General features: G+C 74.4%; 24 protein-coding genes. 18 read left to right on the forward strand and 6 right to left on the reverse strand.

From position 1 onward, the window contains the following. Positions 1-181: 181 nt before the first annotated feature. The 5 genes from EDD33_RS01570 to hemB all read left to right on the forward strand — a co-directional run bounded on the left by EDD33_RS01570 (position 182) and on the right by hemB (position 5892). Entirely contained in the window at positions 182-874 is a 693-nt protein-coding gene (locus tag EDD33_RS01570) for a redox-sensing transcriptional repressor Rex (RefSeq protein WP_246003308.1), read from the forward strand. Beyond that, positions 871-2169 (forward strand): glutamyl-tRNA reductase, encoded by a 1299-nt coding sequence (locus EDD33_RS01575; RefSeq protein ID WP_123388840.1) that lies wholly within the window; start codon positions 871-873, stop codon positions 2167-2169. Before EDD33_RS01570 ends, EDD33_RS01575 begins: the two co-directional genes overlap by 4 nt. Before the next feature lie 62 nt (positions 2170-2231). Continuing rightward, a complete protein-coding gene (gene hemC, locus EDD33_RS01580) occupies positions 2232-3149 on the forward strand; it encodes a hydroxymethylbilane synthase (protein WP_123392876.1) in 918 nt (305 codons plus the stop codon). A gap of 65 nt (positions 3150-3214) precedes the next feature. Further along, complete coding sequence (locus EDD33_RS01585; RefSeq protein WP_123388841.1) at positions 3215-4909, forward strand: bifunctional uroporphyrinogen-III C-methyltransferase/uroporphyrinogen-III synthase; 1695 nt, start codon at positions 3215-3217, stop codon at positions 4907-4909. A 2-nt stretch (positions 4910-4911) separates the two neighbouring features. Beyond that, the gene (gene hemB / locus EDD33_RS01590) at positions 4912-5892 is read left to right on the forward strand and encodes a porphobilinogen synthase (protein WP_123388842.1); all 981 of its coding nucleotides are present in this window, start codon (positions 4912-4914) and stop codon (positions 5890-5892) included. Between the two features lie 104 nt (positions 5893-5996). Here hemB and EDD33_RS01595 read toward each other — a convergent pair whose 3' ends face one another. Further along, positions 5997-7196, reverse strand: coding sequence for a lytic transglycosylase domain-containing protein (locus tag EDD33_RS01595; protein WP_246003309.1), 1200 nt, complete (start codon positions 7194-7196; stop codon positions 5997-5999). 349 nt (positions 7197-7545) lie between these two features. Here EDD33_RS01595 and hemL point away from each other — a divergent pair, with 349 nt between their 5' ends. Genes hemL through ccsB form a run of 6 tightly spaced genes read left to right on the forward strand, consistent with a single transcriptional unit; the run spans position 7546 to position 13569 of the window. Continuing rightward, positions 7546-8868: a glutamate-1-semialdehyde 2,1-aminomutase gene (hemL, locus tag EDD33_RS01600; protein ID WP_123392878.1), complete on the forward strand. Its 1323-nt coding sequence runs from the start codon at positions 7546-7548 to the stop codon at positions 8866-8868. After that, positions 8865-9548: a histidine phosphatase family protein gene (locus EDD33_RS01605; protein ID WP_123388844.1), complete on the forward strand. Its 684-nt coding sequence runs from the start codon at positions 8865-8867 to the stop codon at positions 9546-9548. Before hemL ends, EDD33_RS01605 begins: the two co-directional genes overlap by 4 nt. Position 9549: 1 nt before the next feature. Continuing rightward, on the forward strand, positions 9550-10137 hold the full coding sequence (locus EDD33_RS01610) for a TlpA disulfide reductase family protein (protein ID WP_123392879.1): 588 nt from the start codon (positions 9550-9552) through the stop codon (positions 10135-10137). Then, on the forward strand, positions 10134-10898 hold the full coding sequence (locus tag EDD33_RS01615) for a cytochrome c biogenesis CcdA family protein (protein WP_211332374.1): 765 nt from the start codon (positions 10134-10136) through the stop codon (positions 10896-10898). Before EDD33_RS01610 ends, EDD33_RS01615 begins: the two co-directional genes overlap by 4 nt. Continuing rightward, positions 10898-12541 (forward strand): cytochrome c biogenesis protein ResB, encoded by a 1644-nt coding sequence (gene resB / locus EDD33_RS01620; RefSeq protein ID WP_123388845.1) that lies wholly within the window; start codon positions 10898-10900, stop codon positions 12539-12541. The genes EDD33_RS01615 and resB overlap by 1 nt, the downstream gene beginning before the upstream one ends. After that, positions 12538-13569: a c-type cytochrome biogenesis protein CcsB gene (ccsB, locus tag EDD33_RS01625; protein ID WP_123388846.1), complete on the forward strand. Its 1032-nt coding sequence runs from the start codon at positions 12538-12540 to the stop codon at positions 13567-13569. The genes resB and ccsB overlap by 4 nt, the downstream gene beginning before the upstream one ends. A 143-nt stretch (positions 13570-13712) precedes the next feature. Here the strand turns inward: ccsB and EDD33_RS01630 are convergent, their stop codons facing one another. After that, positions 13713-14009 carry a hypothetical protein gene (locus tag EDD33_RS01630; RefSeq protein ID WP_211332375.1) on the reverse strand — a complete coding sequence of 99 codons (297 nt, stop codon included), beginning with the start codon at positions 14007-14009 and terminating at the stop codon, positions 13713-13715. Between the two features lie 61 nt (positions 14010-14070). Between EDD33_RS01630 and EDD33_RS01635 the strand changes: the two genes are divergently transcribed. Then, positions 14071-14334 (forward strand): DUF4229 domain-containing protein, encoded by a 264-nt coding sequence (locus EDD33_RS01635; protein WP_123388847.1) that lies wholly within the window; start codon positions 14071-14073, stop codon positions 14332-14334. A gap of 24 nt (positions 14335-14358) precedes the next feature. Here EDD33_RS01635 and EDD33_RS20640 read toward each other — a convergent pair whose 3' ends face one another. Next, positions 14359-14493, reverse strand: coding sequence for a hypothetical protein (locus EDD33_RS20640; RefSeq protein WP_281274094.1), 135 nt, complete (start codon positions 14491-14493; stop codon positions 14359-14361). Positions 14494-14515: 22 nt separating this feature from the next. Beyond that, entirely contained in the window at positions 14516-15400 is an 885-nt protein-coding gene (locus EDD33_RS01640) for a 1,4-dihydroxy-2-naphthoate polyprenyltransferase (RefSeq protein ID WP_123388848.1), read from the reverse strand. A gap of 66 nt (positions 15401-15466) precedes the next feature. Between EDD33_RS01640 and EDD33_RS01645 the strand changes: the two genes are divergently transcribed. From EDD33_RS01645 to EDD33_RS01670, 6 genes are all read left to right on the forward strand, one after another. Continuing rightward, positions 15467-16534: an AMP-binding protein gene (locus tag EDD33_RS01645; RefSeq protein ID WP_246003310.1), complete on the forward strand. Its 1068-nt coding sequence runs from the start codon at positions 15467-15469 to the stop codon at positions 16532-16534. Then, positions 16527-17489 (forward strand): o-succinylbenzoate synthase, encoded by a 963-nt coding sequence (locus EDD33_RS01650; RefSeq protein WP_123388849.1) that lies wholly within the window; start codon positions 16527-16529, stop codon positions 17487-17489. The genes EDD33_RS01645 and EDD33_RS01650 overlap by 8 nt, the downstream gene beginning before the upstream one ends. Continuing rightward, entirely contained in the window at positions 17486-19096 is a 1611-nt protein-coding gene (gene menD, locus EDD33_RS01655) for a 2-succinyl-5-enolpyruvyl-6-hydroxy-3-cyclohexene-1-carboxylic-acid synthase (protein ID WP_123388850.1), read from the forward strand. The genes EDD33_RS01650 and menD overlap by 4 nt, the downstream gene beginning before the upstream one ends. A 64-nt stretch (positions 19097-19160) precedes the next feature. Next, positions 19161-21038 carry a cation:proton antiporter domain-containing protein gene (locus EDD33_RS01660; protein ID WP_123388851.1) on the forward strand — a complete coding sequence of 626 codons (1878 nt, stop codon included), beginning with the start codon at positions 19161-19163 and terminating at the stop codon, positions 21036-21038. 25 nt (positions 21039-21063) lie between these two features. Next, positions 21064-21702, forward strand: coding sequence for an MBL fold metallo-hydrolase (locus tag EDD33_RS01665; protein WP_123388852.1), 639 nt, complete (start codon positions 21064-21066; stop codon positions 21700-21702). Beyond that, positions 21699-22322, forward strand: coding sequence for a hypothetical protein (locus tag EDD33_RS01670; protein WP_123388853.1), 624 nt, complete (start codon positions 21699-21701; stop codon positions 22320-22322). Before EDD33_RS01665 ends, EDD33_RS01670 begins: the two co-directional genes overlap by 4 nt. Positions 22323-22335: 13 nt before the next feature. Here the strand turns inward: EDD33_RS01670 and EDD33_RS01675 are convergent, their stop codons facing one another. Together EDD33_RS01675 and EDD33_RS01680 are read right to left on the reverse strand one after the other, a co-directional pair. Beyond that, entirely contained in the window at positions 22336-23655 is a 1320-nt protein-coding gene (locus EDD33_RS01675) for an isochorismate synthase (protein ID WP_342773580.1), read from the reverse strand. Positions 23656-23714: 59 nt separating this feature from the next. Continuing rightward, positions 23715-24629, reverse strand: coding sequence for a L,D-transpeptidase family protein (locus EDD33_RS01680; RefSeq protein ID WP_123388854.1), 915 nt, complete (start codon positions 24627-24629; stop codon positions 23715-23717). Between the last annotated feature and the right edge of the window lie 39 nt (positions 24630-24668).

The raw sequence follows: 24668 nt of genomic DNA on the forward strand, positions 1-24668 counted from the left end.
GCTCGGTCGCGCCCGGCGCGACGCACCGGACCCGGGGGTAGGCCCCCGGTGGAGGTGAGCATTCTCACCTGTGCTAGCCCTGGGCCGTCGCTGGTTTGTTCGCGAGTTCACAAACTCCTAGAGTGATCGAGGCCCTCCAGTCCAGGAGGGTCCTCCGACCGGTCTGGAGAGTGTCACCAGCGTGAGTGCGACCAGGATCCCCGAGGCGACGGTGGCCCGTCTCCCGGTCTACCTCCGGGCGCTCAACGCGATGAGCGAGGCCGGCACCACGACCTGCTCGAGCCTCGAGCTCGCGACCGCCGCCGGCGTCAACAGCGCCAAGCTGCGCAAGGACCTCTCGCACCTCGGCTCCTACGGCACCCGCGGGGTCGGCTACGACGTCGACTACCTGCGCTACCAGATCTCCCGCGAGATCGGGCTGACCCAGGACTGGCCCGTGGTCGTGGTCGGCATCGGCAACCTGGGTCACGCGCTGGCCAACTACTCCGGCTTCTCCTCCCGCGGCTTCCGCACCGTCGCGCTCCTCGACGCCGACGGGTCGCGGCAGGGCGAGGTCGTCGCCGGGCTGGAGATCCGCTCCTTCGACGACCTCGAGGACGTCGTGACCGAGCACGGCGTCGGCATCGGCGTCATCGCCACCCCCGCCGTGGCCGCCCAGGACGTCGCCGACCGCATGGTCGCGGTCGGCATCCGCAGCATCCTCAACTTCGCGCCGACCATCCTGGCGCTGCCCGAGGGGGTCGACGTACGCCGCGTCGACCTCTCCAGCGAGCTGCAGATCCTCGCCTACCACGAGCAGCGCAAGGCCTCGGCCGCCTCCGCGCCCGCCATCGTGGTCGAGCAGGTTGCCCGCACGGCCGGAGGTGCCCGATGAGCGTCCTGGTGGTGGGCCTGTCCCACAAGACCGCCCCCGTCCCGGTGCTCGAGCAGGTCGCGCTCGACGGCGACGGCGTGCAGAAGCTGATCCGCGAGGTCACCGACGTCGAGCACGTCCTGGAGGCGACGGTGATCTCGACGTGCAACCGCACCGAGGTCTACGCCGACGTCGACCGCTTCCACGGCAGCGTCGAGGCGATCTCGCGGATGCTCGGCGAGCGCACCGGCCGCCCGGCCGAGGAGATGCTCGAGCACCTCTACGTCCACTACGACGACGGCGCCGTGAGCCACCTGTTCCACGTCGCCGCGGGCCTGGACTCGATGGTGCTGGGCGAGAGCCAGATCCTCGGCCAGACCCGGGAGGCGCTGCGCGTGGGCCAGGAGGTCGGCACCGTCGGCCCGTCGCTCAACGTGCTGTTCCAGCAGGCGCTGCGCGTCGGCAAGCGCTCGCACGCCGAGACCGACATCGACCGCGTCGCGCCGAGCCTGGTCGCCACCGCGCTCGACCGGGCCGTGGCCCACGTCGGCCCGCTGGCCGGCAAGCGCGTCCTCGTCGTCGGGGCCGGGTCGATGGCCGGCCTCACCGTCGCCACCGTGACCCGCGCCGGCGCCGGCTCGGTCACCGTGGCCAACCGGTCGTCCGAGGGCGCGGCGCGCCTGGCCCGGCAGTACGACGCCACGGCGATCTCGCTGGCCGACCTCGGCGCCTGGACCGCGCCGGTCGACATCGTCGTCTCCTGCACCGGCGCCGCCGGCCAGGTGCTCTCCGCGGACGCGGTCGCCGCGCGGCGCACGGACCCGACCCGGCCGCTCGCCGTCGTCGACCTGGCGCTGCCCCGCGACGTCGACCCGGCCGTGGCCGACCTGCCCGGCGTCCGCCTGGTCGCGCTCGACACCCTGGCCGCCGAGCTGGAGGCCAGCCCCGAGGGGGCCGACGTCGACGGCGTGCGCACCATCGTCAGCCAGGAGCTGGCCGCCTTCCTCACCGCCCGCCGCAGCCAGAGCGTGACGCCCACCGTGGTGGCACTGCGCACGATGGCGACCGGCGTGCTCGAGGGTGAGCTGGCCCGCCTGGCCCACCGCCTGCCCGACCTCGACGACAGCACCCGCGCCGAGGTGGAGCGCACCCTGCGCCGCGTGGTGGAGAAGCTCCTCCACCACCCGACGGTGCGGGTCAAGGAGCTGGCCAACGAGTCGGGCGCGGTGTCCTACGCCGCCGCGCTGGCCGAGCTGTTCGCGCTCGACCCCGAGGCCGTCGAGGCCGTGACCCGGGCGGAGGTGGAGCGCCCGTGACCGGCACGACCACGACGCCCGGCACCACCACCGTCTCCACGACCGGGGAGACCCGCGCCCGCGTGGTCCGCATCGGCACCCGCGCCTCCACGCTGGCCCGCACCCAGAGCGGCCTGGTCGCCGACCGGCTGACCGAGGTGACCGGGCTGCCCACCGAGCTGGTGCACATCCGCACCCACGGCGACGTCTCCACCGAGCCGCTGGCCCAGATGGGCGGCACCGGCGTCTTCGTCAGCGCGCTGCGCGACGCGCTGCTGCGCGGTGACGTCGACCTCGCCGTGCACTCGCTCAAGGACCTGCCGACCGCGCCGCCGGAGGGCATCGCGCTGGCCGCGGTGCCGCCGCGCGAGGACCCCCGTGACGTCGTCGTCGCCCGCGACGGGCTCACCCTCGGCGAGCTGCCGCAGGGCGCCACCGTCGGCACCGGCGCCCCGCGCCGCGTCGCCCAGATCGCCGCGCTCGGCCTCGGGGTCGACCTCGTCGGGGTGCGCGGCAACGTGGACACCCGCATCGGCAAGGTCCGCTCCGGCGAGCTCGACGCCGTCGTGCTCGCCCGCGCCGGCCTGGCCCGGCTCGACCGGGTCGAGGAGGCCACCGAGGTGCTCGACCCGATCCAGGTGCTCCCGGCCCCCGGCCAGGGCGCGCTGGCCGTCGAGTGCCGCGCCGACGACGACCTCGTCGCGACCGTGGCCGGCGCCCTCGACGACCCCCTGACCCGGGCCTGCGTGACGGTCGAGCGCGTGCTGCTCGCCGAGCTCGAGGCAGGGTGCTCGGCACCCGTCGGCGCCCTGGCCGAAGTTGCCATGGGGGACTCCGGTGACGAACTGTGGGTCCGTGCGGTCGCGCTGTCGCCCGACGGGACCCTGTCCGTACGCCGCTCGGCCTCGGGGCCGCTCGAGGATCCCGAGGGCCTCGGCCGGTCGCTGGCCGCCGAGATGCTCGCCGAGGGCGCGGCCGACCTGATCGCACCCGAGACCTGACGCAGCACCGCACCACCCGCACCACCGCACCTGGACGCAGTCACCGAAGTAGCAAGAAGGCGATAGTGAGCAAGCAGAACACCACCAGCACCCGCGCCGCAGCAACGGGCGCCGGCACGGCCTCCGCGGGGCGGCCCACCAAGTGGGTCTCCTTCGTCGGCAGCGGCCCGGGCGACCCCGGGCTGCTGACCGTGCGCGCCGTCGAGCTGCTGCGCGAGGCCGAGGTCGTCGTCACCGAGGTCCCCGACCACCAGGCCCTGGTGCGCTCGGTCCTCGGCCTGGCGGCCCCGCTCGAGGACGAGGTCGAGGCCGAGCTGCCCGGCCCGCTGTTCGTCGACGGCGGCTTCGGCGAGGACGGCCAGCCGCTGACCCACGCCGCGCGCGCCAAGGTCGTGGTCAAGCACGCCAAGTCCGGCAAGCGCGTGGTCCGGCTGATGGCCGGCGACCCCTTCCTCTACGCCTCCGGCCCCGAGGAGGCGCTGGCCTGCACCAAGGCCGAGGTCGGCTTCGAGATCGTCCCGGGCGTGTCCTCGGTCAGCGCCGTCCCGGCGTACGCCGGCATCCCGCTCACCACCAAGAACCACCGCGAGGTGGCCGTGGTCTCGTGCGGCGACGCCAAGATCGACTGGGCGTCGTACGCCACCCACCCGACGCTGGTGCTGCTCTCCGCCGTCGGCGCGATCGGCCAGGTCGCGGCCGAGCTGGTGGCCGCCGGCCGCCCCGGCGACACCCCGGTGTCGATGACCCGCACCGGCACGCTCACCACGCAGGAGACGATCGTCTCCACCCTCGACGACATCGCCGCCGACGCCCACGCCGCCGGCATGACGCCGCCCGCCGTCACCGTGGTCGGCCCGGTCGTCGACCTGCGCCAGACGCTGTCGTGGTTCGAGACCAAGCCGCTGTTCGGCTGGCGCGTGCTGGTGCCCCGCACCAAGGAGCAGGCCGGCGGGCTGTCGGCCCGGCTGCGCGGCTACGGCGCGACGCCCGAGGAGGTGCCGACCATCTCGGTCGAGCCGCCCCGCAACCCGCTGCAGATGGACAAGGCCGTGCGCGGCCTCGTCGAGGGCCGCTACGAGTGGATCGCCTTCACCTCGGTCAACGCGGTCCGCGCGGTGCGGGAGAAGTTCGAGGAGTACGGCCTGGACGCCCGCGCCTTCTCCGGCCTCAAGATCGCCGCGGTCGGCGACAAGACCGCCGCCGCGCTCGGCGACTGGGGCCTCAACGCCGACCTCGTGCCCTCGGGTGAGCAGTCCGCCCGTGGGCTGCTCGAGGACTGGCCGCCGTACGACGACCTGCTGGACCCGATCAACCGCGTCTTCCTGCCGCGCGCCGACATCGCCACGGAGACCCTGGTCGCCGGGCTCGTCGAGCTCGGCTGGGAGGTCGACGACGTGACGGCCTACCGCACCGTCCGGGCGGCCCCGCCGCCGGCGCCGGTGCGCGAGGCGATCAAGTCGGGCAAGTTCGACGCGGTCGTGTTCACGTCGTCCTCGACGGTGCGCAACCTGGTCGGCATCGCCGGCAAGCCGCACACCTCGACGATCATCGGCGTGATCGGCCCGGCCACGGCCAAGACGGCCGAGGAGCACGGCCTGCGCGTCGACGTGATGGCCTCCGAGCCGTCGGTCGAGGAGCTGGTCGACGCGCTCGCCGACTTCGGCGGCGCCCGACGCACCGCGCTGCTCGACCAGGGCCAGCCGGTGACCAAGCCGTCCGACCGTCGTCCGGCCACCCGCCGCAAGGCGAGCTCGAAGTAGTCGTGAGCGGCTTCCCCGAGGTCCGGCCGCGGCGGCTGCGGCGTACGCCCGCGCTGCGGCGGATGGTGGCGGAGACCGCGCTGCGGCCCTCGCAGCTGGTGCTGCCGATGTTCGTCGGCGAGGGGCTCACCGAGCCCCGCGAGATCGCGAGCATGCCCGGCGTCGTGCAGCACACCCGCGACTCGCTGAAGCGGGCGGCCGCCGAGGCGGTCGGGGCGGGACTGGGCGGCGTGATGCTCTTCGGGCTGCCCGAGACCAAGGACGCCGAGGGCTCGGGCGCGCTCGACCCCGCGGGCATCCTCAACGTCGCGATCACCGACGTCGTGGCCGAGGTCGGCGACGGGCTCACGGTCATGTCCGACCTGTGCCTGGACGAGTTCACCGACCACGGCCACTGCGGCGTGCTCGACCCCGACGGCTGGGTCGACAACGACCGCACCCTGGAGATCTACGGCCAGATGGCGCTGGCCCACGCGGCCGCCGGCGTCGACCTCGTCGCGCCGAGCGGCATGATGGACGGTCAGGTGGGCGTGATCCGCCGGGCGCTGGACGCCGAGGAGCACGCGGGCGTCGGCATCCTGGCGTACTCCGCGAAGTACGCCTCCGCCTTCTTCGGCCCCTTCCGCGAGGCCGTCAACTCCTCGCTCGTCGGGGACCGCCGCACCTACCAGCAGGACACGCCCAACCGGCTCGAGGGCGTCCGCGAGACCCGGCTCGACATCGAGGAGGGCGCGGACATCGTCATGGTCAAGCCGGCCCTGGCCTACCTCGACGTCCTGCACGCCGTCCGCCAGGCCGTCGAGGTCCCGGTCGCGGCCTACAACGTCTCGGGCGAGTACGCCATGGTCGAGGCCGCCGCCCAGCGCGGCTGGATCGACCGCGAGACCGCCCTGATGGAGACGCTGATGTCGATCCGCCGGGCCGGCGCCGACATCATCCTCACCTACTGGGCCATGGACGCCGTCCGCCTGCTCGACGCCTGACCCGGCCTCCAGCACACCGGCTGCCGTCGTGTGGGTGCCCTGCGGGAGTCCGGGAACGACGAAGCCCCCGACCGGTGGTCGGGGGCTTCGTGGAGATGTTGCCGTCAGGGGCGGCAGTCCTCCAGCAGGGTGACGACGCAGCCGACGATCTTGCCGGTGCTGTCCAGCACCTCCCCAACGGTCCCCCCAACGGCACCGCCAGTGCCGCCCGTGGCGCCACCAGTCGCCTTATCGACGGAGTCCCCAGCACCCTTGACCGTGTCCCCGAGCTTCTTGGTCGTCTCCTTGACAGTGCCCGACACGGTGTCGCTGCCGGACGGGGCAGTGGGGCTCGACGGAGAGATCACGCCGTCTGTGCCACCGCTGCTCGGCGACTCACCGAGGCTGCCGGTGCTGCTGCTGCCGCCGGAGCTCTGCGCAGCGCGCTCGCGGCGGACCTGCGCGGCGCGGGCCTTGGCCTTGCGCTCGCGGGCGACCTCGTAGGACTTCTGGATCGAGGCGGAGTAGCTGGTGCTGTTGCTGGGCGAGAACGAGGAGCCGCCCTGGGCGCCCGAGGGGACGGCGGTGTAGTCGCCGGAGGAGTAGGCCTCCATGATCCGCAGCACGAGGTCGACGTACTCGCGGCTGTGGTTGTAGCGGTAGACGGCCGCCTCCTGGCCCGCGCGCTCGGACAGGTCGTCCTTGCCGGAGCAGAGGTAGACCGCGGTGGCCAGCGCGGAGTCGTCGACGTCCTGCGGGTTGCGCTCGCCGTCGCCGTCGGCGTCGACCTTCACGACCTGCCAGGTCGAGGGGATGAACTGCATGGCGCCGACCGCGCGGTCGAAGACGGTGTCCTTGTCGAGCTGGCCGCCGTCGGTGTCGTTGATGGCCTGCGTGCCGTTCTTGCCGTTGAGGGGGATGCCGTAGATGCCGGGCTTGCTCAGGCCCTCGTCGGTGAGCTTGTTGCCGTTGTAGCGACCGTGGTCGGACTCGACGCGGCCGATGGCGGCGACGATCTCCCACGGGAGGTTGCAGGACTTGTCGGCCGCGCCGATGATCTGGCCCGCGCGCTGGTAGGCGGACAGGGCCGGCGCGGGGATGCCGTTGCTGGAGGCGCCGGAGACGACCGAGTCGGCGGAGCCCTGGGGGACGGCCGGCGCGATGATGCCGGCGACCGGGACGCTCGCGGGCGCCTCGATCGCGTCGCTGGGGACGCTGGTGCCATCGGGCAGGGAGGCGGCGACCTGGGCGGGCTGCTCCGCGTTGGCGCTGGAGGTGACCAGGCTCCCGGTCCACACGGCCGACAGCACGGCCAGGGGGACCAAGGTGATCGCCTTGCTCCGACGGGACAACGACCTCGACGACATGTGTGTGCTCTCTCCCCTGGGTGATCCTGCGGTGCCAGCCTCCCGAGCGGCCCGGTAGTGCAACAACGAGACTTCCCTCACGCCGTCACGCACAAACGTGCTCTGTGACCGACGACACACCGCGCTGCTGCCCCGCCTGACACTAGTGCCGAAACGGACGAGTGTGCACCGAACCCCGGCAACGTCCCGTCCCGCGGGCGGCCTCGCCGGGGCACGCGGGTTCGGTCGGCTGAGGGGTGTCGGGGAGAATGGTGGGGTGCCGCAGACACCGACGTCCTCGGCGTCCTCACCGGACGCCCGCACGCCCCTGCCCACGGACGGCTCCGCCGCGTGGTTCGAGCGGGCCCACCGGGTGACCCCCGGCGGCGTGAACTCCCCGGTCCGCGCGTTCAACGCGGTCGGCGGCACGCCCCGGTTCATGGTCTCGGGCCAGGGCGCCTGGCTGACCGACGTCGACGGCAACGACTACGTCGACCTGATCTGCTCCTGGGGGCCGTTGCTGCTCGGCCACGCCCACCCCGAGGTGCAGGCCCGCGTCGCGGAGGCGGTCGCCCGCGGCACGTCGTACGGCACCCCGTCGCGGAGCGAGGTCGAGCTCGCCGAGGAGATCGTGGCCCGCACGCCCGTCGAGCAGGTGCGGCTGGTCTCCTCCGGCACCGAGGCGACCATGTCGGCGATCCGGCTCGCGCGCGGGTTCACCGGCCGCGACGTGGTCGTGAAGTTCGCCGGCTGCTACCACGGCCACGTGGACTCGCTGCTGGCCGAGGCCGGCTCCGGCCTGGCCACCCACGCCGTCGCAGGCACGCCCGGCGTCCCCGCGGCCTCGGTCGAGGCGACGGTGGTGCTGCCCTACAACGACCGCGCGGCCGTGGAGCAGCTGTTCGCCCAGCGGGGCGGCGAGATCGCCTGCCTGGTCACCGAGGCCTCGCCGGGCAACATGGGCGTGGTCCCGCCCGAGCCGGGGTTCAACGAGTTCCTGGCGCAGACCTGCGCCCGCCACGGCGCGCTGTTCGTCTCCGACGAGGTGATGACCGGCTTCCGCGTCTCGCGGCAGGGCCAGTGGGGCCTCGACGGCGCCCGCGAGGGCTGGGCGCCCGACCTGATGACCTTCGGCAAGGTGATGGGCGGCGGCTTCCCGGCCGCGGCCTTCGGCGGACGGGCCGACGTCATGGGGATGCTCTCGCCGCAGGGCCCCGTCTACCAGGCGGGCACGCTGTCGGGGAACCCCGTCGCGACCACCGCCGGGCTGACGACGCTGCGGCTGGCGGCCGACGAGGTCTACGCCCACGTCGACGCCGCGGCGGCGACGGTGTCGGCCGCGGCCGGCGAGGCGCTGACGGCGGCCGGCGTACCCCACCTGGTGCAGCACGACGGCAACATGTTCTCGGTCTTCTTCGCCCCGCAGGTCGACCGCGTCGTCGACTACGTCGGCGCGGCGAGCCAGGACACCGCGGTGTTCCGCGCGTTCTTCCACGCCATGCTGGAGCAGGGCGTCTACCTGCCGCCCAGCGCCTTCGAGGCGTGGTTCCTCTCCGCCGCCCACGACGACCGGGCGATCGGTCACGTCCTCGACGCCCTGCCCGGTGCCGCACGTGCGGCCGCCCGCGCCCACGAAGGAGACACCGCGTGAAGACCACCGTCCACCTGCTGCGTCACGGCGAGGTCCACAACCCCAAGGGCATCCTCTACGGCCGCAGTCCGGGCTACCACCTCTCCGAGCTCGGCCGCACCATGGCCGAGCGGGTGGCCGAGCGGATCGGCCACCGCGACATCACCGTGATCGTGTCCTCGCCGCTGGAGCGCGCGCAGGAGACCGCCTCGCCGCTGGCCGCCGCACGCGGCCTGGAGGTGCGCCTGGACGACCGCGTGCTGGAGTCGAGCAGCGTCTTCGAGGGCAAGCCGTTCCGGTTCCGCAAGTCGGTGCTGCGCAGCCCGCACATGTGGCGCCACATGTGGAACCCGTTCCGTCCCTCCTGGGGCGAGCCGTACGCCGAGATCGTGGCGCGCGTGTGGCCCGCCGTGCTGGACGCTCGCAAGGAGGCCGAGGGCCACGAGGCGGTGATCGTCTCCCACCAGCTGCCGATCTGGACCACGCGGCTCTCCGCGGAGGGGCGCTCGTTCCTGCACGACCCCCGCAAGCGCCACTGCACGCTGGCCAGCCTGACCTCGTTCACCTTCGAGGACGAGCGCCTGGTCTCCATCGGCTACTCCGAGCCGGCGGGCGACCTGATCCCGGTCGCCGACCGGCACAAGGCCTTCTCCTCCGGCGGCGTCGAGCCCGACCAGAACGAGATCGGTGGAGCGGGCTGAGGTGACCACCCGACCCCGGCAGCGTGCCCGACGGAGCGTGGCCGTGCTCGCGACCCTCGTCGCGGGCGCGGTGCTCGTGGGCTGCTCGGAGTCGCCGGAGACCGGCGACCAGGGCTTCGTCGGCGCCGAGGGCATCGTCAACACCCTCGACCCGGGGGCTCGCCAGCAGCCCGGCGAGGTGGCCGGCGAGACCCTCGAGGGCGAGCAGGTCTCGGTCGAGGACTACCGCGGCCGGATCGTGGTCCTCAACGTGTGGGGCTCGTGGTGCCCGCCCTGCCGCGCGGAGGCGCCCGACCTCGCCGAGGCCGCCACCGAGCTGGCGAAGGACGACGTCGCCTTCCTCGGCATCAACACCCGCGACGCCAGCCAGGACCAAGGGCTGGCCTTCCAGCGCCGTTACGACGTGCCCTACCCCTCGCTCTTCGACCCCTCGGGCCGCACGCTGCTGGCCTTCGCCGGCACCCTGAACCCCAGCGCCATCCCGAGCACGGTGGTCCTCGACGAGCAGGGGCGGGTGGCGGCCAGCATCGTCGGCCCGGTCCCGAGCCGCCGCACGCTCGTCGACCTCGTGGAGGACGTCCGAGGATGATCCCGCTCGCTCTGGGTGACTGGTTCCGGGACCAGGCGCTGTCGGGGTCGCTGCTGCTGGCGGTCCCGGTGGCGATGGTCGCCGGCCTCGTCTCGTTCTTCTCGCCGTGCGTGGTGCCGCTGCTGCCGGGCTACCTGTCCTACGCCACCGGCCTCTCCGGCGCCGACCTCGCCGACGGTCGCCGCGGCCGGATGCTCACCGGGTCGGTGCTCTTCGTGCTCGGCTTCTCCTTCGTCTTCGTCTCCTTCGGGGCGCTGTTCGGCGGGCTGGGCAACTTCCTGTTCGACTACCAGCGCCCGATCACGATCGTGCTGGGGTGCGTCACCGTCCTGCTCGGGCTGACCTTCCTCGGGGTCGTGCCGCTGTTCCAGCGCGACGTGCGGGTCCACCGGGTGCCGGCCGTGGGCCTGGCCGCCGCACCGATGCTCGGGGTGCTCTTCGGCCTGGGCTGGACCCCCTGCATCGGCCCCACCCTCATCGCCGTGCTCTCGCTGGCCAACCAGGAGGCCACCGCCACCCGGGGCGCGCTGCTGACGCTCTTCTACTGCCTCGGCCTCGGGGTGCCGTTCGTCCTGGCGGCGCTGGCCTACCGCCGGATGCTCGGCACCGTCGGGTGGGTACGCCGGCACCAGCGGGTCGTCACCGCCATCGGCGGCGTCATGCTCGTCGTGGTCGGCCTGCTGCTGGTCACCGGCTGGTGGGCCGAGCTGGTCGGCTGGATCCGGCTCTGGTTCTTCCCCGGCTACACGGCGGGCGTGTGATGGCCGCGACCACCACCGAGCGGCCGACCGGGCCGCCCGCCGAGCCCCCGGGCCCGCCGTCGCTGAGCCCGCTCGAGCTCGCCCGCTGGTCCTGGCGCCAGCTGACCTCGATGCGCACCGCGCTGATCCTGCTGTTCCTGCTCGCGCTGGCGGCCATCCCCGGGTCGGTGGTGCCGCAGACCGCGGTCGACTCGGTGCGGGCGTCGCGCTGGATGGACGACCACCCCAGGCTCACGCCCGTCTACGAGAAGCTCGGCCTGTTCTCGGTCTACGACTCGGTGTGGTTCTCCGCGATCTACATCCTGCTGGTGATCTCGCTGGTGGGCTGCATCGTGCCGCGGCTGCGCGTCTACTGGCGCGGCGTACGGGCCGAGCCGCCGCGCGCCCCGCGCCGGCTGGACCGGCTGCCCGAGCACCGCACCCTGGAGACCGACGCCGAGCCGGAGGCGGTGCTGGAGGCTGCCCGCGCCGCGCTGCGCTCGCGTCGCTACCGCGTGCGGGTCGACGACGCCGAGGGCGTGACGCCGGGCGCGGTCCGCGCCGAGCGCGGCAAGCTCCGCGAGGGCGGCAACCTGGTCTTCCACCTCTCGATCCTGGTGGTGCTGGTCGGCTTCGCGCTCGGGTCGCTGCTCGGGTTCAAGGGCGGCGCCATCGTGGTCACCGGCGACGGCTTCGCCAACACGCTGAGCCAGTACGACGACTTCCAGGCCGGCTCGTTCTTCGACGTCGCCGACCTCGAGCCCTTCGACTTCACCGTCGACGGGTTCGACGTGACCTTCCTGCAGGAGGGTCGCCAGGCCGGCATGGCGCAGAAGTTCCGGGCCGACGTCACCTACCGCACCGCCCCGGGGGCCGAGGACCAGCAGCGCGAGGTCGCGGTCAACCACCCGCTCTCGATCGACGACACCGACGTCTTCCTCATCGGCCACGGCTACGCGCCCAACATCACCGTCCGCAACACCGACGGCACCGTCGCCTACTCCGGTCCGGTCGTGTTCCTGCCCGAGGACACCACCTTCCGGTCCTTCGGCGTGGTCAAGGTGCCCGACGCCGAGCAGGCCGGCGGGCGCACGACGCAGCTCGGCCTGGAGGGCGAGTTCTACCCGACGTACGGCTTCACCGACGCGAGCGGGCCGTTCTCGGCCTTCCCCGACTCCAAGAACCCCGCGCTGTCGATGCTCGCCTACACCGGCGACCTCGGTCTGGACTCCGGTCGGTCGCAGTCGGTCTACGCCCTCGACAAGGACGGCCTCGAGCCGCTGCTCCAGGCCGACGGAGCGCCGGTGCGCCTCGACCTCGCCCTCGGGCGCAGCGCCGAGCTTCCCGACGGGATGGGCACGGTGACCTTCGACGGGCTGAGCCGCTTCGTGAAGCTGCAGGTCAGCCACACGCCCGGGCAGACCACCGCCCTCGTCGGCGTCGTCCTGGCGCTGCTCGGGCTGCTCGCCTCGCTCTTCGTCCGGCCGCGACGCGTCTGGGTCCGGGCGCGTCGTGAGGGCGGACGTACGCTGGTGGAGGTGGCCGGTCTCGACCGCAGCGCCGGGGGCGACCTCTCCGGCGAGCTCGACGCCCTGGTCGGACGGTTGCGTCCCGCGGACGCCGCCACCCCCGCCACCACCCGAACCCCGGAGGAGCCGACGTGACGCACGAGCAGTTCGAGGTGCTGAGCAACCAGGCCGTGGCCGCGTGCGGCGTGGCGTACTTCCTGGCCTTCCTCGCCCACCTGGGGCAGTGGGCCGCCGCGCGCCGCTCCGCCCCCGCCGAGGCCGAGGTGGCCCAGCACGCGACCGCGTCGGTCGGCGGCGGGACCTCGGTGGCCGAGCGTCCCGTGGCCGCGGCGACGGTCCCCGACGAGCCGGAGCGGATGCAGCTGCTGGGCCGCGTCGGCGTGGCCCTGACCGTCGTGGCGGCCGCCGTGCACGCCCTCGCCGTCGTCACCCGCGGCCTCGCCGCGGACCCGGTGCGGGTGCCCTGGGGCAACATGTACGAGTTCACGCTGACCGGCACCTTCTTCGTGGTGCTCGGCTACCTGCTGCTCTACAAGCGCTTCGGGCTCTCCTGGCTCTCCCCGGTCGTCACCGGCTTCGTGCTCGTGGTCCTGATGGTCGACGTGCTGGCGCTCTACGAGGAGGTCGTGCCGCTCCAGGACTCGCTGCAGTCGCCGTGGCTGGTGATCCACGTCGTCGCCGCGGTCATCGCCACCGCCGCCTTCACCATCGGCGGGATGTGCTCGGTGCTCTACCTCGTGAAGTCACGCTGGGAGCAGCGCACCGACGCCGCCGGCCGCGCCCGCGGGGGCTACCTCGCCCGGCTGCCCGAGCTGGCCGTGCTCGACCGCGTCGCCTACCGCACCCACGCCTTCGGCTTCCCGATCTGGACCTTCGCGGCCCTGATCACCGGCCCGATCTGGGCGCACTACGCCTGGGGCCGCTACTGGGGCTGGGACCCCAAGGAGGTGTGGGCCTTCATCACCTGGGTGGTCTACGCCGCCTACCTCCACGCCCGCGCCACCTCCGGCTGGAAGGGCTCCTCGGCCGCCGTCGTCGCGCTCGTCGGCCTGGCCACCCTGTGGTTCAACTTCGTCGGCATCAACTTCTTCTTCGGCAGCGGCAGCCAGCACTCCTACGCCGCCCCCGAGCCCACCGCGGTCGTCCTGCGGCTCGACGGCTAGCGGGGGGCAGCGGGCCGTCGGCGGATTCCCAAGGTCGCGTGGGAAACCGCCACCGCGCCGGAGCCGCAACCCCGGCCCAGGGGCACGATCTCCGGGCGAGCGGCAGCGCGTCGAGCCGTCTCCCGTCGACGTACGCCGACCGGTCAGGCGTTCTCGTCGGTCTGCTCGCCCTCGGCGGTGGAGCCGTCGGTGGGCTCCTCCGGGCGCGGGGCCGGCGGCGGTTCGGTGGGCCGCTTGCGCTGGTCGTGGCGCCGCTTGCGGTCGAGCTCGCGGAGGAAGTCCTCGTCGTCGTCGGGGCCGCGGGGCGGGCGGGGGGCGGGCCGGCCGCCGCTGCCGCCGGCGTCACCGGGTCCGCTGGCCTGTCGGCGCCGGTCGAGGACCCAGAAGAAGGCCCACACGACCGCCCCCAGGAGCACGAGGAACAGCGCGACGCGGAGCATGACCCCAGGGTAGATGGTGGCCGGTAGGCGTTCTCGTGGTCCGGTCTCCTACCCTCGTGGGGTGAAGGAGTTCGCCGTCTACACCGCACTGCGGCTGGGTCTGTTCGTCGTCTGCTACGCCGTGCTCGGTGGGCTCTACCTCGCGCTGTTCGGCGGCCGGGGCGTGGTGATCTGGCCGTTCCTGCTGGCCGTGGTGGTGTCCTCGGTGCTCTCGGTCACCCTGCTGCGGCGGCAGCGCGAGGCGTTCGCGCTGCGGGTGCAGCAGCGCGCCGAGAAGGCGTCGGCGCGGTTCGAGGAGCGACGCTCCCGCGAGGACGTCGACTGAGCCGACCGGGGAGTCCCCGCAGGCTCAGCGTCCCCGGCGCTTGAGCTGCCGGTTGATGCGCGTCTCGGACTGGCCCAGGACCTTGGCCAGCAGCGCGACGCGGTTGACGTAGGCCAGCGCGCAGACGCCGACGATGACGAGCAGGATCACGAACCACATGCGACCAGTGTGACAGCCGAGGTCACGTCAGCACCCCGACCGTGACGCCGGCGAGGATGCCGGCGGCGTACAGCAGCTCGGCCTGACCGGTCTGCTGCAGCACGGGGATCAGCGCGGGCCCGGTCGCGCGGTCGCCGAGGACCGTGGTCACGGCGCGGACGGCCGGGGGTGCGGCGACCAGCGCGAGCACGACCCACCACGTCGTCGTCAGCGCGACCCCGACCAGGGCGACCACGGCGGCGTCGACGAGCAGGCCGTAGAGGTGGCGGGTGCGGTCCTCGCCCAGCACGACCGCCAGGGTGCGCTTCCCGGCGACGCGGTCGGTGGGGATGTCGCGCAGGTTGTTGGCCACGAGGATCGCGCACGCCAGCGCGCCGATGCCGATACCGGCCCAGAGGGCGGCGAGGTGGAACGCCTGGGTCTGGACGTACGCCGTGCCGATGACGGCCACCAGCCCGAAGAAGACGAACACCATCACCTCGCCCAGCCCGAGGTAGCCGTAGGGCCTCGACCCGCCGGTGTAGTACCAGGCGGCCAGGATGCACAGGGCGCCGACGGCGACCAGCCACCAGCTCGTCGTCGCCGCGAGCACGAGCCCGACGACCCCGGCGGCCGCCAGCGAGCCGAGCGCCGCGGCCTTGACCGCCCGCGGGCTCGCCGCGCCGCTGCCGACCAGCCGCATCGGCCCGACCCGGTCGCTGTCGGTGCCGCGGATGCCGTCGGAGTAGTCGTTGGCGTAGTTCACGCCGACCTGGAGCAGCAGCGAGACGGCCAGCGCGAGCAGCGCCTTCCACCACACCGCACCGTCCTCCCACAGGGCGACGGCGGTGCCGGCGAGGACCGGCGCGACCGCCGCGGGGAGCGTCCGGGGGCGGGCACCGGCGATCCACTGGGCGGGGGTGGCCATGCGCGGATCATGCCAGGGAGCAGGTACGCCGCTCGCGGCCGGCCGCCGCCGGGCTAGCGTGGGCCGGTGCCCAGCCCGACGCCCACGCCGACGCCGACGAGCAGCCTGCGCCCCGTCGCCGGTGACGCCGACGGGGTCCTGGCGCTGCTGCGGGAGTGGGACGCCGCCGCCGACCCCGAGCCGCTCGTCGTGGCGACCAGCGGCTCGACGGGCCGTCCCAAGCGGGTGGTGCTCTCCCGCGACGCGCTGCGGGCCTCGGCGCGGGCCACGCACGAGCGGCTCGGCGGCCCCGGCCAGTGGGTGCTCGGACTGCCGCCGACCTACGTCGCGGGCGTGCAGGTGCTCTTCCGCAGCGTGGTGGCCGGCACCGACCCGGTGCGCCACGACGGCGACTGGGTGGAGACCGTCGCGCGGCTCCGGGGTCGCGGCTACGTCTCGCTGGTGCCGACCCAGCTGGTGCGGCTGCTGCGCGGAGCCGGCACCCGGTCGGCCGTCGAGGCGCTGGCGCAGGTGGACGCCGTGCTCGTGGGCGGCGGTCCGCTGGACGCCCGGGTGCGCGCGGAGGCCGAGCGGCGCGGCGTACGCGTGGTGCAGACCTACGGCATGAGCGAGACCTGCGGCGGCTGCGTCTACGACGGCGAGCCGCTCGACGGCGTGGAGGTGCGCGTCCGCGACGGCGAGGTGCAGCTGCGCGGGCCGGTGCTCTTCGACGGCTACGAGGACGAGCCCGAGCGCTCGGCGGCCGCGCTGGACGACGGCTGGCTGCGCACCGACGACCTGGGCGAGCTCGACGCCGACGGCCGGCTCCGGGTGCTCGGTCGCGCCGACGACGTCATCATCAGCGGCGGCGTCAATGTGCCCGCCCGCGCCGTGGCCACCGCCGTGACCGCCGACGCCGCCGTGGTCGAGGCCGAGGTGGTCGGCGTGCCCGACGAGGAGTGGGGCGAGCTGGTGACGGCCGTCGTCGAGGCCCGCGAGCCGGTCACGCTGGCCGGCGTACGTGACCTGGTCGAGCCCCGCGCCTGGGCCCCGCGCCGCCTGGTCGTGCTGGAGCAGCTGCCGCGGCTGGCCAACGGCAAGCCCGACCGGCTCGCGATCCGCGCGCTGGCGGCCCGGGAGGTGGCCCGTGGCTGAGGTGTTCTCGATCCCGCTCACCACCCGCTTCCGCGGCATCACCGTCCGCGAGGGCGTGCTGCTGCGCGGCCACGCGGGGTGGGGGGAGTTCAGCCCCTTCCTGGAGTACGACGACCCGACCGCCGCGCCCTGGCTGGCCTGCGCCCGCGAGGCCGCCGACCTCGGCTGGCCGGCGCCGGTGCGCAGCCACGTGGCGGTCAACGTGACCGTGCCCGCCTGCGGCCCCGAGGAGGCGCACGCGATCGTGCTGGCCGGCGGCTGCCGCACCGCCAAGGTCAAGGTGGCCGAGCGCGGCCAGGACCCCGGCGAGGACGAGGCACGCCTGGAGGCGGTCCGCGACGCCCTCGACGCCGGCGGCCCCGGCGGGCTGGTGCGCATCGACGCCAACGGCGGCTGGGACCTCGAGGAGGCGGTCCGCCGGATCCCGGTGCTGGCCCGCGCCGCCGGCGGCCTGGAGTACGCCGAGCAGCCGGTCGCCTCCGTCGAGGACCTCGCCGCGTGCCGCCGCCGCGTCGACGTGCCGGTCGCGGCCGACGAGTCGATCCGCCGTGCCGAGGACCCCTACCGGGTGCGCGACCTCGAGGCGGCGGACGTCGCGGTGCTCAAGGTGCAGCCGTTGGGCGGCGTGCGTGCGTGCCTGCGGATCGCCGAGGACATCGGGATGCCGGTCGTGGTCTCCAGCGCGGTGGAGTCCAGCGTCGGCATCGCCGCGGGCGTGGCCCTGGCCGCCGCCCTGCCCGAGCTGCACCACGCCTGCGGGCTGGCGACGGTGCAGCTGCTGACCGGTGACGTCACCGCCGCGCCGCTGCTGCCCGTCGACGGCGCGCTGCCGGTCGGGCCGGTCGAGGTCGACCCCGCCCGGCTGGCCGCGCTCGCCGCGCCGCCCGACCGGGCGCGCCACTGGCAGGACCGGCTCGCCCGGGTCGGGTCGCTGCTCGACGGGACGACGTCGTGAGCCCCGCCGAGGAGCTGGCCACCTGGCTGGTCGACGCGCTCGTGGCCCGCGGCGCCGTCGAGGCGGTGCTCTGCCCCGGCTCGCGCAACGCACCGCTGGCCTTCGCCCTGGCCGCCGACCCGCGGCTGCGGCTGCACACCCGCGTCGACGAGCGGACCGCCGGGTTCCTCGCGCTGGGGCTGGCCAAGGGGTCGCGGCGACCGGTGCCGGTGGTCACCACCTCGGGCACCGCCGCGGCCAACCTGCACCCCGCGGTGCTCGAGGCCGCCCACGCCGGCGTGCCGCTCGTCGCGGTCACCGCCGACCGACCCGCCCGGCTGCGCGGCACCGGTGCCAACCAGACCACCGACCAGGTGCGGCTCTACGGCGACGCCGCGGCGTTCCTCGACCTCGTCGCCCCCGACGACGTCGCGCTCACGGCGGTGCTGAGCGACGTGGTCTCCCCCGAGCCGCCCGGGCGCGGGGGACCGGCCCACCTCAACGTGCAGCTCGACGACCCGCTGGTGCCGGCGGTGCTGTCCGACCGGACGCCCGCGCCGGTCGTCGAGGCGCCCCGGCCGCACCCGTGGTGGCGCGACGTCGAGGCGGTGACGCTGCCCCTCGGGCCCCGGACCGTCGTGGTCGCCGGCGACGACGCGGGCCCGCCCGCGCGCAAGCTCGCCGAGCAGGCGGGGTGGCCGCTGCTCGCCGAGCCCAGCAGCGGCTCGCGCACCGGCACCCACCCGATCCGCACCTACCGGCTGCTGCTCGGCACCGCGCTGGGCGAGCGCGTGGAGCGCGTCGTGGTCCACGGCCACCCGACGCTGTCGCGGCCGGTCGCCCGGCTGCTCGGCCGCGCGGGGGTCGAGGTGGTCTCGGTGCCCGCCGTCGGTCGCTGGGCGGCGCGGCCGTTCCCGGTCGCCGCCGAGCACGCCGCGGTGCGGGCCGACGCCGACGACCCGGCCTGGCTGGAGGAGTGGCGCGCGGCCGACCGCCAGCTGTCGCGGCGCGTCGACGAGCTCGTGGCCGCGCAGCCCGGCCTCACGGCGTACGACGTCGCGGCGGTCGTCGACGCCACCAACCCGCCCGGGGGCCTGCTCGTCGTCGGCGCCAGCAACCCCATCCGCGACCTCGACCTGATGGCGGGCGCCCACCCGGTCGGGGAGCGCCGGATGGTGCTGGCCAACCGCGGCCTCGCCGGCATCGACGGCACCCTCTCGACCGCGATCGGCGCCGCCCTCGCCCGGTCGCGCAGCACCCGCGCCACGGCGTACGTCGGGGACGTGACGTTCCTCCACGACCTCACCGGCCTCGTGCTCGGCCCCGACGAGCCGCGGCCCGACCTGACGATCGTGGTGCCCAACGACGACGGCGGCTCCATCTTCGCCACGCTGGAGCAGGGCGGACCGGCCTACGCCGACCGCTTCGAGCGGCTCTTCGCCACCCCCCACGGCGTCGACCTCGCGGCGCTGTGCGCGGCGACCCGCACCCCGCACTGGCGCGTGGAGAGCCGTGCCGAGCTCGAGCACGCGCTGGCCAGCCCGGCTGGCGGCATCGAGGTGGTGGAGGCCCGCGTCGACCGGCGCGACCGCCGCCGCACGGACGAGGCGATCCGGGCCCTGGCCTGACCCGGCGGAATGTTCTCGACCCCGACGGTGGTTGGGGACCCGAACCGTAGAGGAGTCTGTCCAGGTGCACACCGTCGTCCTGCTCGTGGGCATCGTGGCCGTCGTGGTCGCGGTGGCCGCCGTCTGCGCCAAGCTCGACCTGCCCTCGCCGCTGGTGCTGATCCTGGTCGGTGTCGTGGGCTCCTACCTGCCCTTCGTGCCCGACGTGACCCTCGAGCCCGAGGTGGTCCTCTTCGGCCTGCTCCCACCCCTGCTGTACGCCGCGGCGCTGCAGACGAGCCTGGTCGACTTCAACGCCAACCGACGGCCGATCCTGCTGCTGTCGGTGGGGCTGGTCATCCTCACCACGTTCGGGGTGGGCGTGGTCGTGCACGCGCTGCTGCCGGGCGTCGGCTGGGCCGGTGCGCTGGCCATCGGGGCGGTCGTGGCGCCGCCCGACGCCGTGGCGGCGACCTCGATCGGCCGCCGGATCGGGCTGCCGCGGCGGGTGGTGACGATCCTGGAGGGCGAGTCGCTGCTCAACGACGCCACCGCCCTGGTCGCGCTGAACACCGCCATCGCGGCGATCGTGTCCTGGCGGGTCGTGGGTGCCGACTTCGCGATCGCGGCCTTCGGTGGCGTGGCCGTCGGGCTGGCCTTCTACGTCGTGATCGGCTTCGCCCGCAAGCACGTCACGCAGACCACGCTGGACACCGCGCTGGGGCTGCTGACGCCGTTCGCGGCCTTCGTGGCGGCCGAGGAGATCGCCGTACCCACCTCCACGGACCACGTCGCCCACCCCTCGGGCGTGGTGGCGGTCGTGGTCGCCGGGCTGCTGCTCGGGCACCGGTCGGCGATGCTGCAGAACGCCCAGTCGCGGATCGCCGAGCGGCTCAACTGGCGCAGCATCCAGTTCCTGCTCGAGAGCGCGGTGTTCCTGCTGATCGGCCTGCAGGCCCGCGACATCATCAGCAACGCCTTCGGCGCCGAGGCCAGCACGACCCGGGTGCTCGCGCTGTGCGTCGCGACGCTGGTCACGGTCGTGGCCATCCGGATGGCGTGGGTGTTCTTCTCCCGCTACGCGCTGGTGCGGCCCGGGCCCGACGGCAGCGGCAAGGTGCCGCCGTGGACCTACACCTTCCTGCTCGGCTGGGCCGGCATGCGCGGCGTGGTCACCCTCGCGGCGGCGTTCATCATCCCGACCGAGTTCCCCTACCGCGACGTGCTGCTGCTCATCGCCTTCTTCGTCACCGCCGGCACCCTGCTGCTCCAGGGCGCGTCGCTGCCGTGGGTGGCGAGGCGGCTGCGGGTGCCCTCGCCCGACCCGGCCGCCGACGCGCTGCTGCGGGCCAACGTCCTGCACCAGGCCTCGCAGGCCGGTCTCGGCCGCCTCGACGAGCTGGCCGCCGAGGACCCCCACGACGTCGCGACCACCATCCGCGACCGGGTGCAGCGCCGCGACTTCGCCGCCTGGGAGCGTGTCGGCCCGCAGGGGGCCGAGAACCCCAGCGAGACCTACAACCGGTGGCGCCGCGAGATGATCGACGTCGAGCGCGGCCGCGTGCTGGAGATCCGCAGCACCGGGACGGTGCCGCACGAGGTGATCGACGAGGTGCTGGCCATGCTCGACGTGGAGGAGTCGATGCTCGACCACAGCAGCGCCGAGCGCGAGCGCGTCCGCGGGGCCGACGCGGCCGCCTTCGAGGGCGACTGCGAGCACCTGCGGAAGGTGCGGCCGCCGGTCGAGCCCGACAGCGCGGGGGAGTGCACCGACTGCCTGCGCGAGGGCACCACCTGGGTGCACCTGCGGATGTGCGTGGTGTGCGGCCACATCGCCTGCTGCGACTCCTCGCCGCAGCGGCACGCCAGCGTGCACCACGAGCAGACCGGCCACGAGGTGATGCGCTCGGCCGAGCCCGGCGAGGACTGGCGCTGGTGCTTCGTCGACCAGGTGACCGGCTGACCCGCCGCCACCTAGGTTTGCTCCCATGAGGATCACCAAGCTCGGCCACGCCTGCGTCCGCCTCGAGGTCGACGGTGCCGTCGTCGTGGTCGACCCGGGGGCGTTCACCCCCGAGGCCGACGCCACCGACGGCGCCACGGCGGTGCTGCTGACCCACGAGCACCCCGACCACTGGTCGGTGGACCACCTGCGCCGCACCGACGCGCCGGTCCACACCATCCGGGCGGTCGCCGACGCCGTGGTCGCCGCCGCCCCCGACCTCGCCGAGCGGCTGCGGGTCGTCGAGCCCGGCGAGAAGCTCGACGTCGGGGTCCCCGTCACCGTCGTCGGCGAGAAGCACGCGGTGATCCACCCCGAGCTGCCCCACTTCGACAACAGCGGCTACCTGCTCGACCTCGACGGCACGACGGTGTTCCACCCCGGCGACGCGCTGACCGTGCCCGGCGTACGCCCCGACGTGCTGCTGCTCCCGGTCAGCGCCCCGTGGCTGAAGCTCTCCGAGTGCATCGACTACGCCCGCGAGGTGGGGGCGCCGCGCAACGTCGCGATCCACGACGCGATCTACAGCGAGGTCGGCCACCAGGTCGCGGGCGGCATGCTCGACCGGTTCCTCGGCGCCCGCGACCAGACCTACACCCGCCTCGAGCCGGGCACCGACGCGTGATCGACTGGCTGCGCGACCGCTCGGTCTGGGAGCTGGTCTGGCTCACGCTGCTCCTGCTCGTCGTCCTGACGGTCCTCTCGGCGTTCGCGACCCGCGCGCTGGTGCGCCGCGGCATGCGGGCGCCGTTCGTGATCCGGTTCTTCAACCGGATCCAGGAGCGCGTCGTGGACGTCGTCAAGCGCCCGATCACCATCGCGGTGCTCGACGAGGTCGCCGACGTCATCCAGACCGGCCACTACACCCGCAACATCTCCGCCGCCCTGGTGGAGAACCACGACGCCCTGATCGCCCTGGTCTCGGAGAAGGTCCGCAACGACCCCTCGTCGCGCGTCGTCAGCCGGCTGCCGGGCTACGACGCGATCGTCGGCCAGGTCAGCGAGACCACGCTGCGGGTGCTCATCGAGATGCTCGGCGACCCGCGCATGGACGAGCTCGTCTCCGACCTGCTGCGCAACAACCTGCAGCAGATCAAGCTCGCCGTGCGCGAGCGGCAGAACGAGGCGGTGCCGGCGCACACCCCGCCCGACCCCGTGCCGCCGCACCTGCGCCACATCTCGCCGATGACGGGGCCGGTCCCCGGTGGCGGTCCCGGCTCGGCGTACGACGCGACGGGGCGGTAGCCGACCCTCAGGCTCAGGCGGGACCGGGGCCGAGCGCGTCGCGCACCGGCAGGAACTTCGCCTGCGCCTCGGCGAGCTCGGCCGCCGGGTCGGAGCCCGCGACCACGCCGCAGCCCGCGAACAGCCGGACCGTCGCCGGGTCGGCCGGGTCGACCTCGGCCGAGCGCAGCGCGATGCCGAACTCGCCGTCGCCGTGGGCGTCCATCCACCCGACCGGCGCCGCGTAGCGGCCCCGGTCCATGCCCTCGATCTCCTCGATCAGCTCGACCGCGACCTTGGTGGGCGTCCCGCCCACGGCGGCCGAGGGGTGCAGCGCCGCGGCGAGGTCGAGCACGCTGGCCCCGGCGGCGCCGGCCGACTCGTGGTGGTCGTGGACCACGCCGGTCACGTCGGTCGCCAGGTGCATCACGTTGGGCAGGTGCAGCACGAACGGCACCTCCGGGACGTTGGTCGAGGAGCAGTACGGCGACAGCGACTCGGCGACCGAGCGGACGGCGTACTCGTGCTCCTCGAGGTCCTTGGAGGAGCGGGCCAGCTGGCCGGCGAGCCCGGCGTCGCGGGCGTCGTCGCCGGTGCGGCGGATGGTGCCGGCGAGCACGCGGGAGGTGACCAGCCCGCGCTCGCGTCGTACGAGCATCTCGGGGGTCGCGCCGAACATCCCCTCGACGTGGAAGGTCCAGCACATGGCGTAGTCGCCGGCCAGGCGGTGCAGCGGCCAGCGGACGTCGACGGGTGCGGCGGCCGTGGCCAGCAGGTCGCGGGCCAGCACGACCTTCTCCAGGTCGCCCTCGCCGATGCGCCCGACGGCGTCGGCGACCACCGACTCCCAGGCGGCACCGCTCATCGCGCCGTCGGCGAAGGTGACCTCGCGCGGCGGGGCGGGCCGCTCGCGACGCGCCAGGGCGGCGAGGTCGGGCAGCGCGGGTGTCCCGCCCGAGCCGGTGACGGTCACCCAGGCGCGGCCCTCGCGACGACCCACCAGGACCTCGGGCACGACCAGCAGGCTGTCGCCGGGCTCGTCGGCGAAGCCGAAGCTGCCCAGGGCGACCAGGCCGGTGCCGGGCACCTCGACCTCGTCGGTGACCGCGGCGGCGCCCGCGACCTCGCGCCACCAGTCGGAGGCGTCGGCGAACCGGTCGTGGCCCGACGTACGGCACCGGGCGGCCACGCCCCAGGCCACCAGGCCGTCGCCGCGGCGCAGCCACGCCATCGGCTCGGCGCCCGCGGGGAGCAGGTCGAGCAGGTCGGTCGGCAGCGCGCTGGGGGGCAGCTCGACGGTCCTCGTCACCAGTGGTCGGCCGGTCGCGCTCGGCGACGGCGACGGGCTGCTCACCCCTCGAATCTACGGGAGCGGTGCATCCGTCCTCGCGCAGACCCCGCGCCCGTGGCCCCTCAGGACCAGTGGACGACGACCTTGTCGCCGACCGAGACCTGGTCGTAGAGCCAGGTGATGCCGGGGAGGTCGCGGACGTTGACGCAGCCGTGGGAGGCGCCGGCGTAGCCACGGGCGGCGAAGTCGGCGGAGTAGTGGACCGCCTGGCCGCCGGAGAAGAACATCGCGAACGGCATCGGGGAGTCGTAGAGCGACGAGACGTGGTCGCGCGACTTGCTCTCGACGGAGAACAGGCCTTCGCGGGTCGGGGTGTAGGAGGAGCCGAAGCGCACCGAGACCGACCGCAGCACCTTCCCGTCGACGACCCACCGCAGCGTGCGGCTCGTCTTGTCGATGCACAGGGCCCGACCGGTCCGGCAGCGCGGGTCCAGCGCCGCGGACGTGTCGCCGTCGCCGGGGAACCGGTTGGCGAGCTCGTCGCGGGTGGGCTCGCGGGTCATGGCCGCCAGCCGGTCGCGGGTGCGCTGGTCGACGTACCCCGTGACGGCGATGCCGCGCCTGGCCTGGAACCCGCGCACGGCCGTCTCGGTCGCCGTGCCGTAGTCGTCGGTGACGTCGCCGACGAACCACGCCACCTGGCGCAGTCGCGACTGCAGCTCGCGGACCGCGGCGCCCGCGTCGCCGGGACCCAGCAGCCGGGGACCGGGCCGGGGCACCTGCCGGGGCCGCTCGGCGGGCAGCGGCGCGCGCGCCGCGACGGTGCCGCGACCGCTCACCGACCCGGCGGGGGACGCAGAAGGGGAAGCGGAGACGGACGCGGACGGGGAGGCGGACGGCGCGACGCCGACCGACGGTGAGGTCGTGGGCTCGGCCGCGGCGGGGGAGGCGAGGTCCGCGCCCGGCCCGTCGAGCAGCCCGCCCCGGGTGACGGCCCAGCCCGCGGCCGAGGTCACCCCCACCACGGCCAGCAGCATCGCGAGGCCCGCGACCCCGGCGCGCGCCCGACCCCTGCG

The sequence above is a fragment of the Nocardioides aurantiacus genome (assembly GCF_003752505.1).
GTDB lineage: Bacteria > Actinomycetota > Actinomycetes > Propionibacteriales > Nocardioidaceae > Marmoricola > Marmoricola aurantiacus.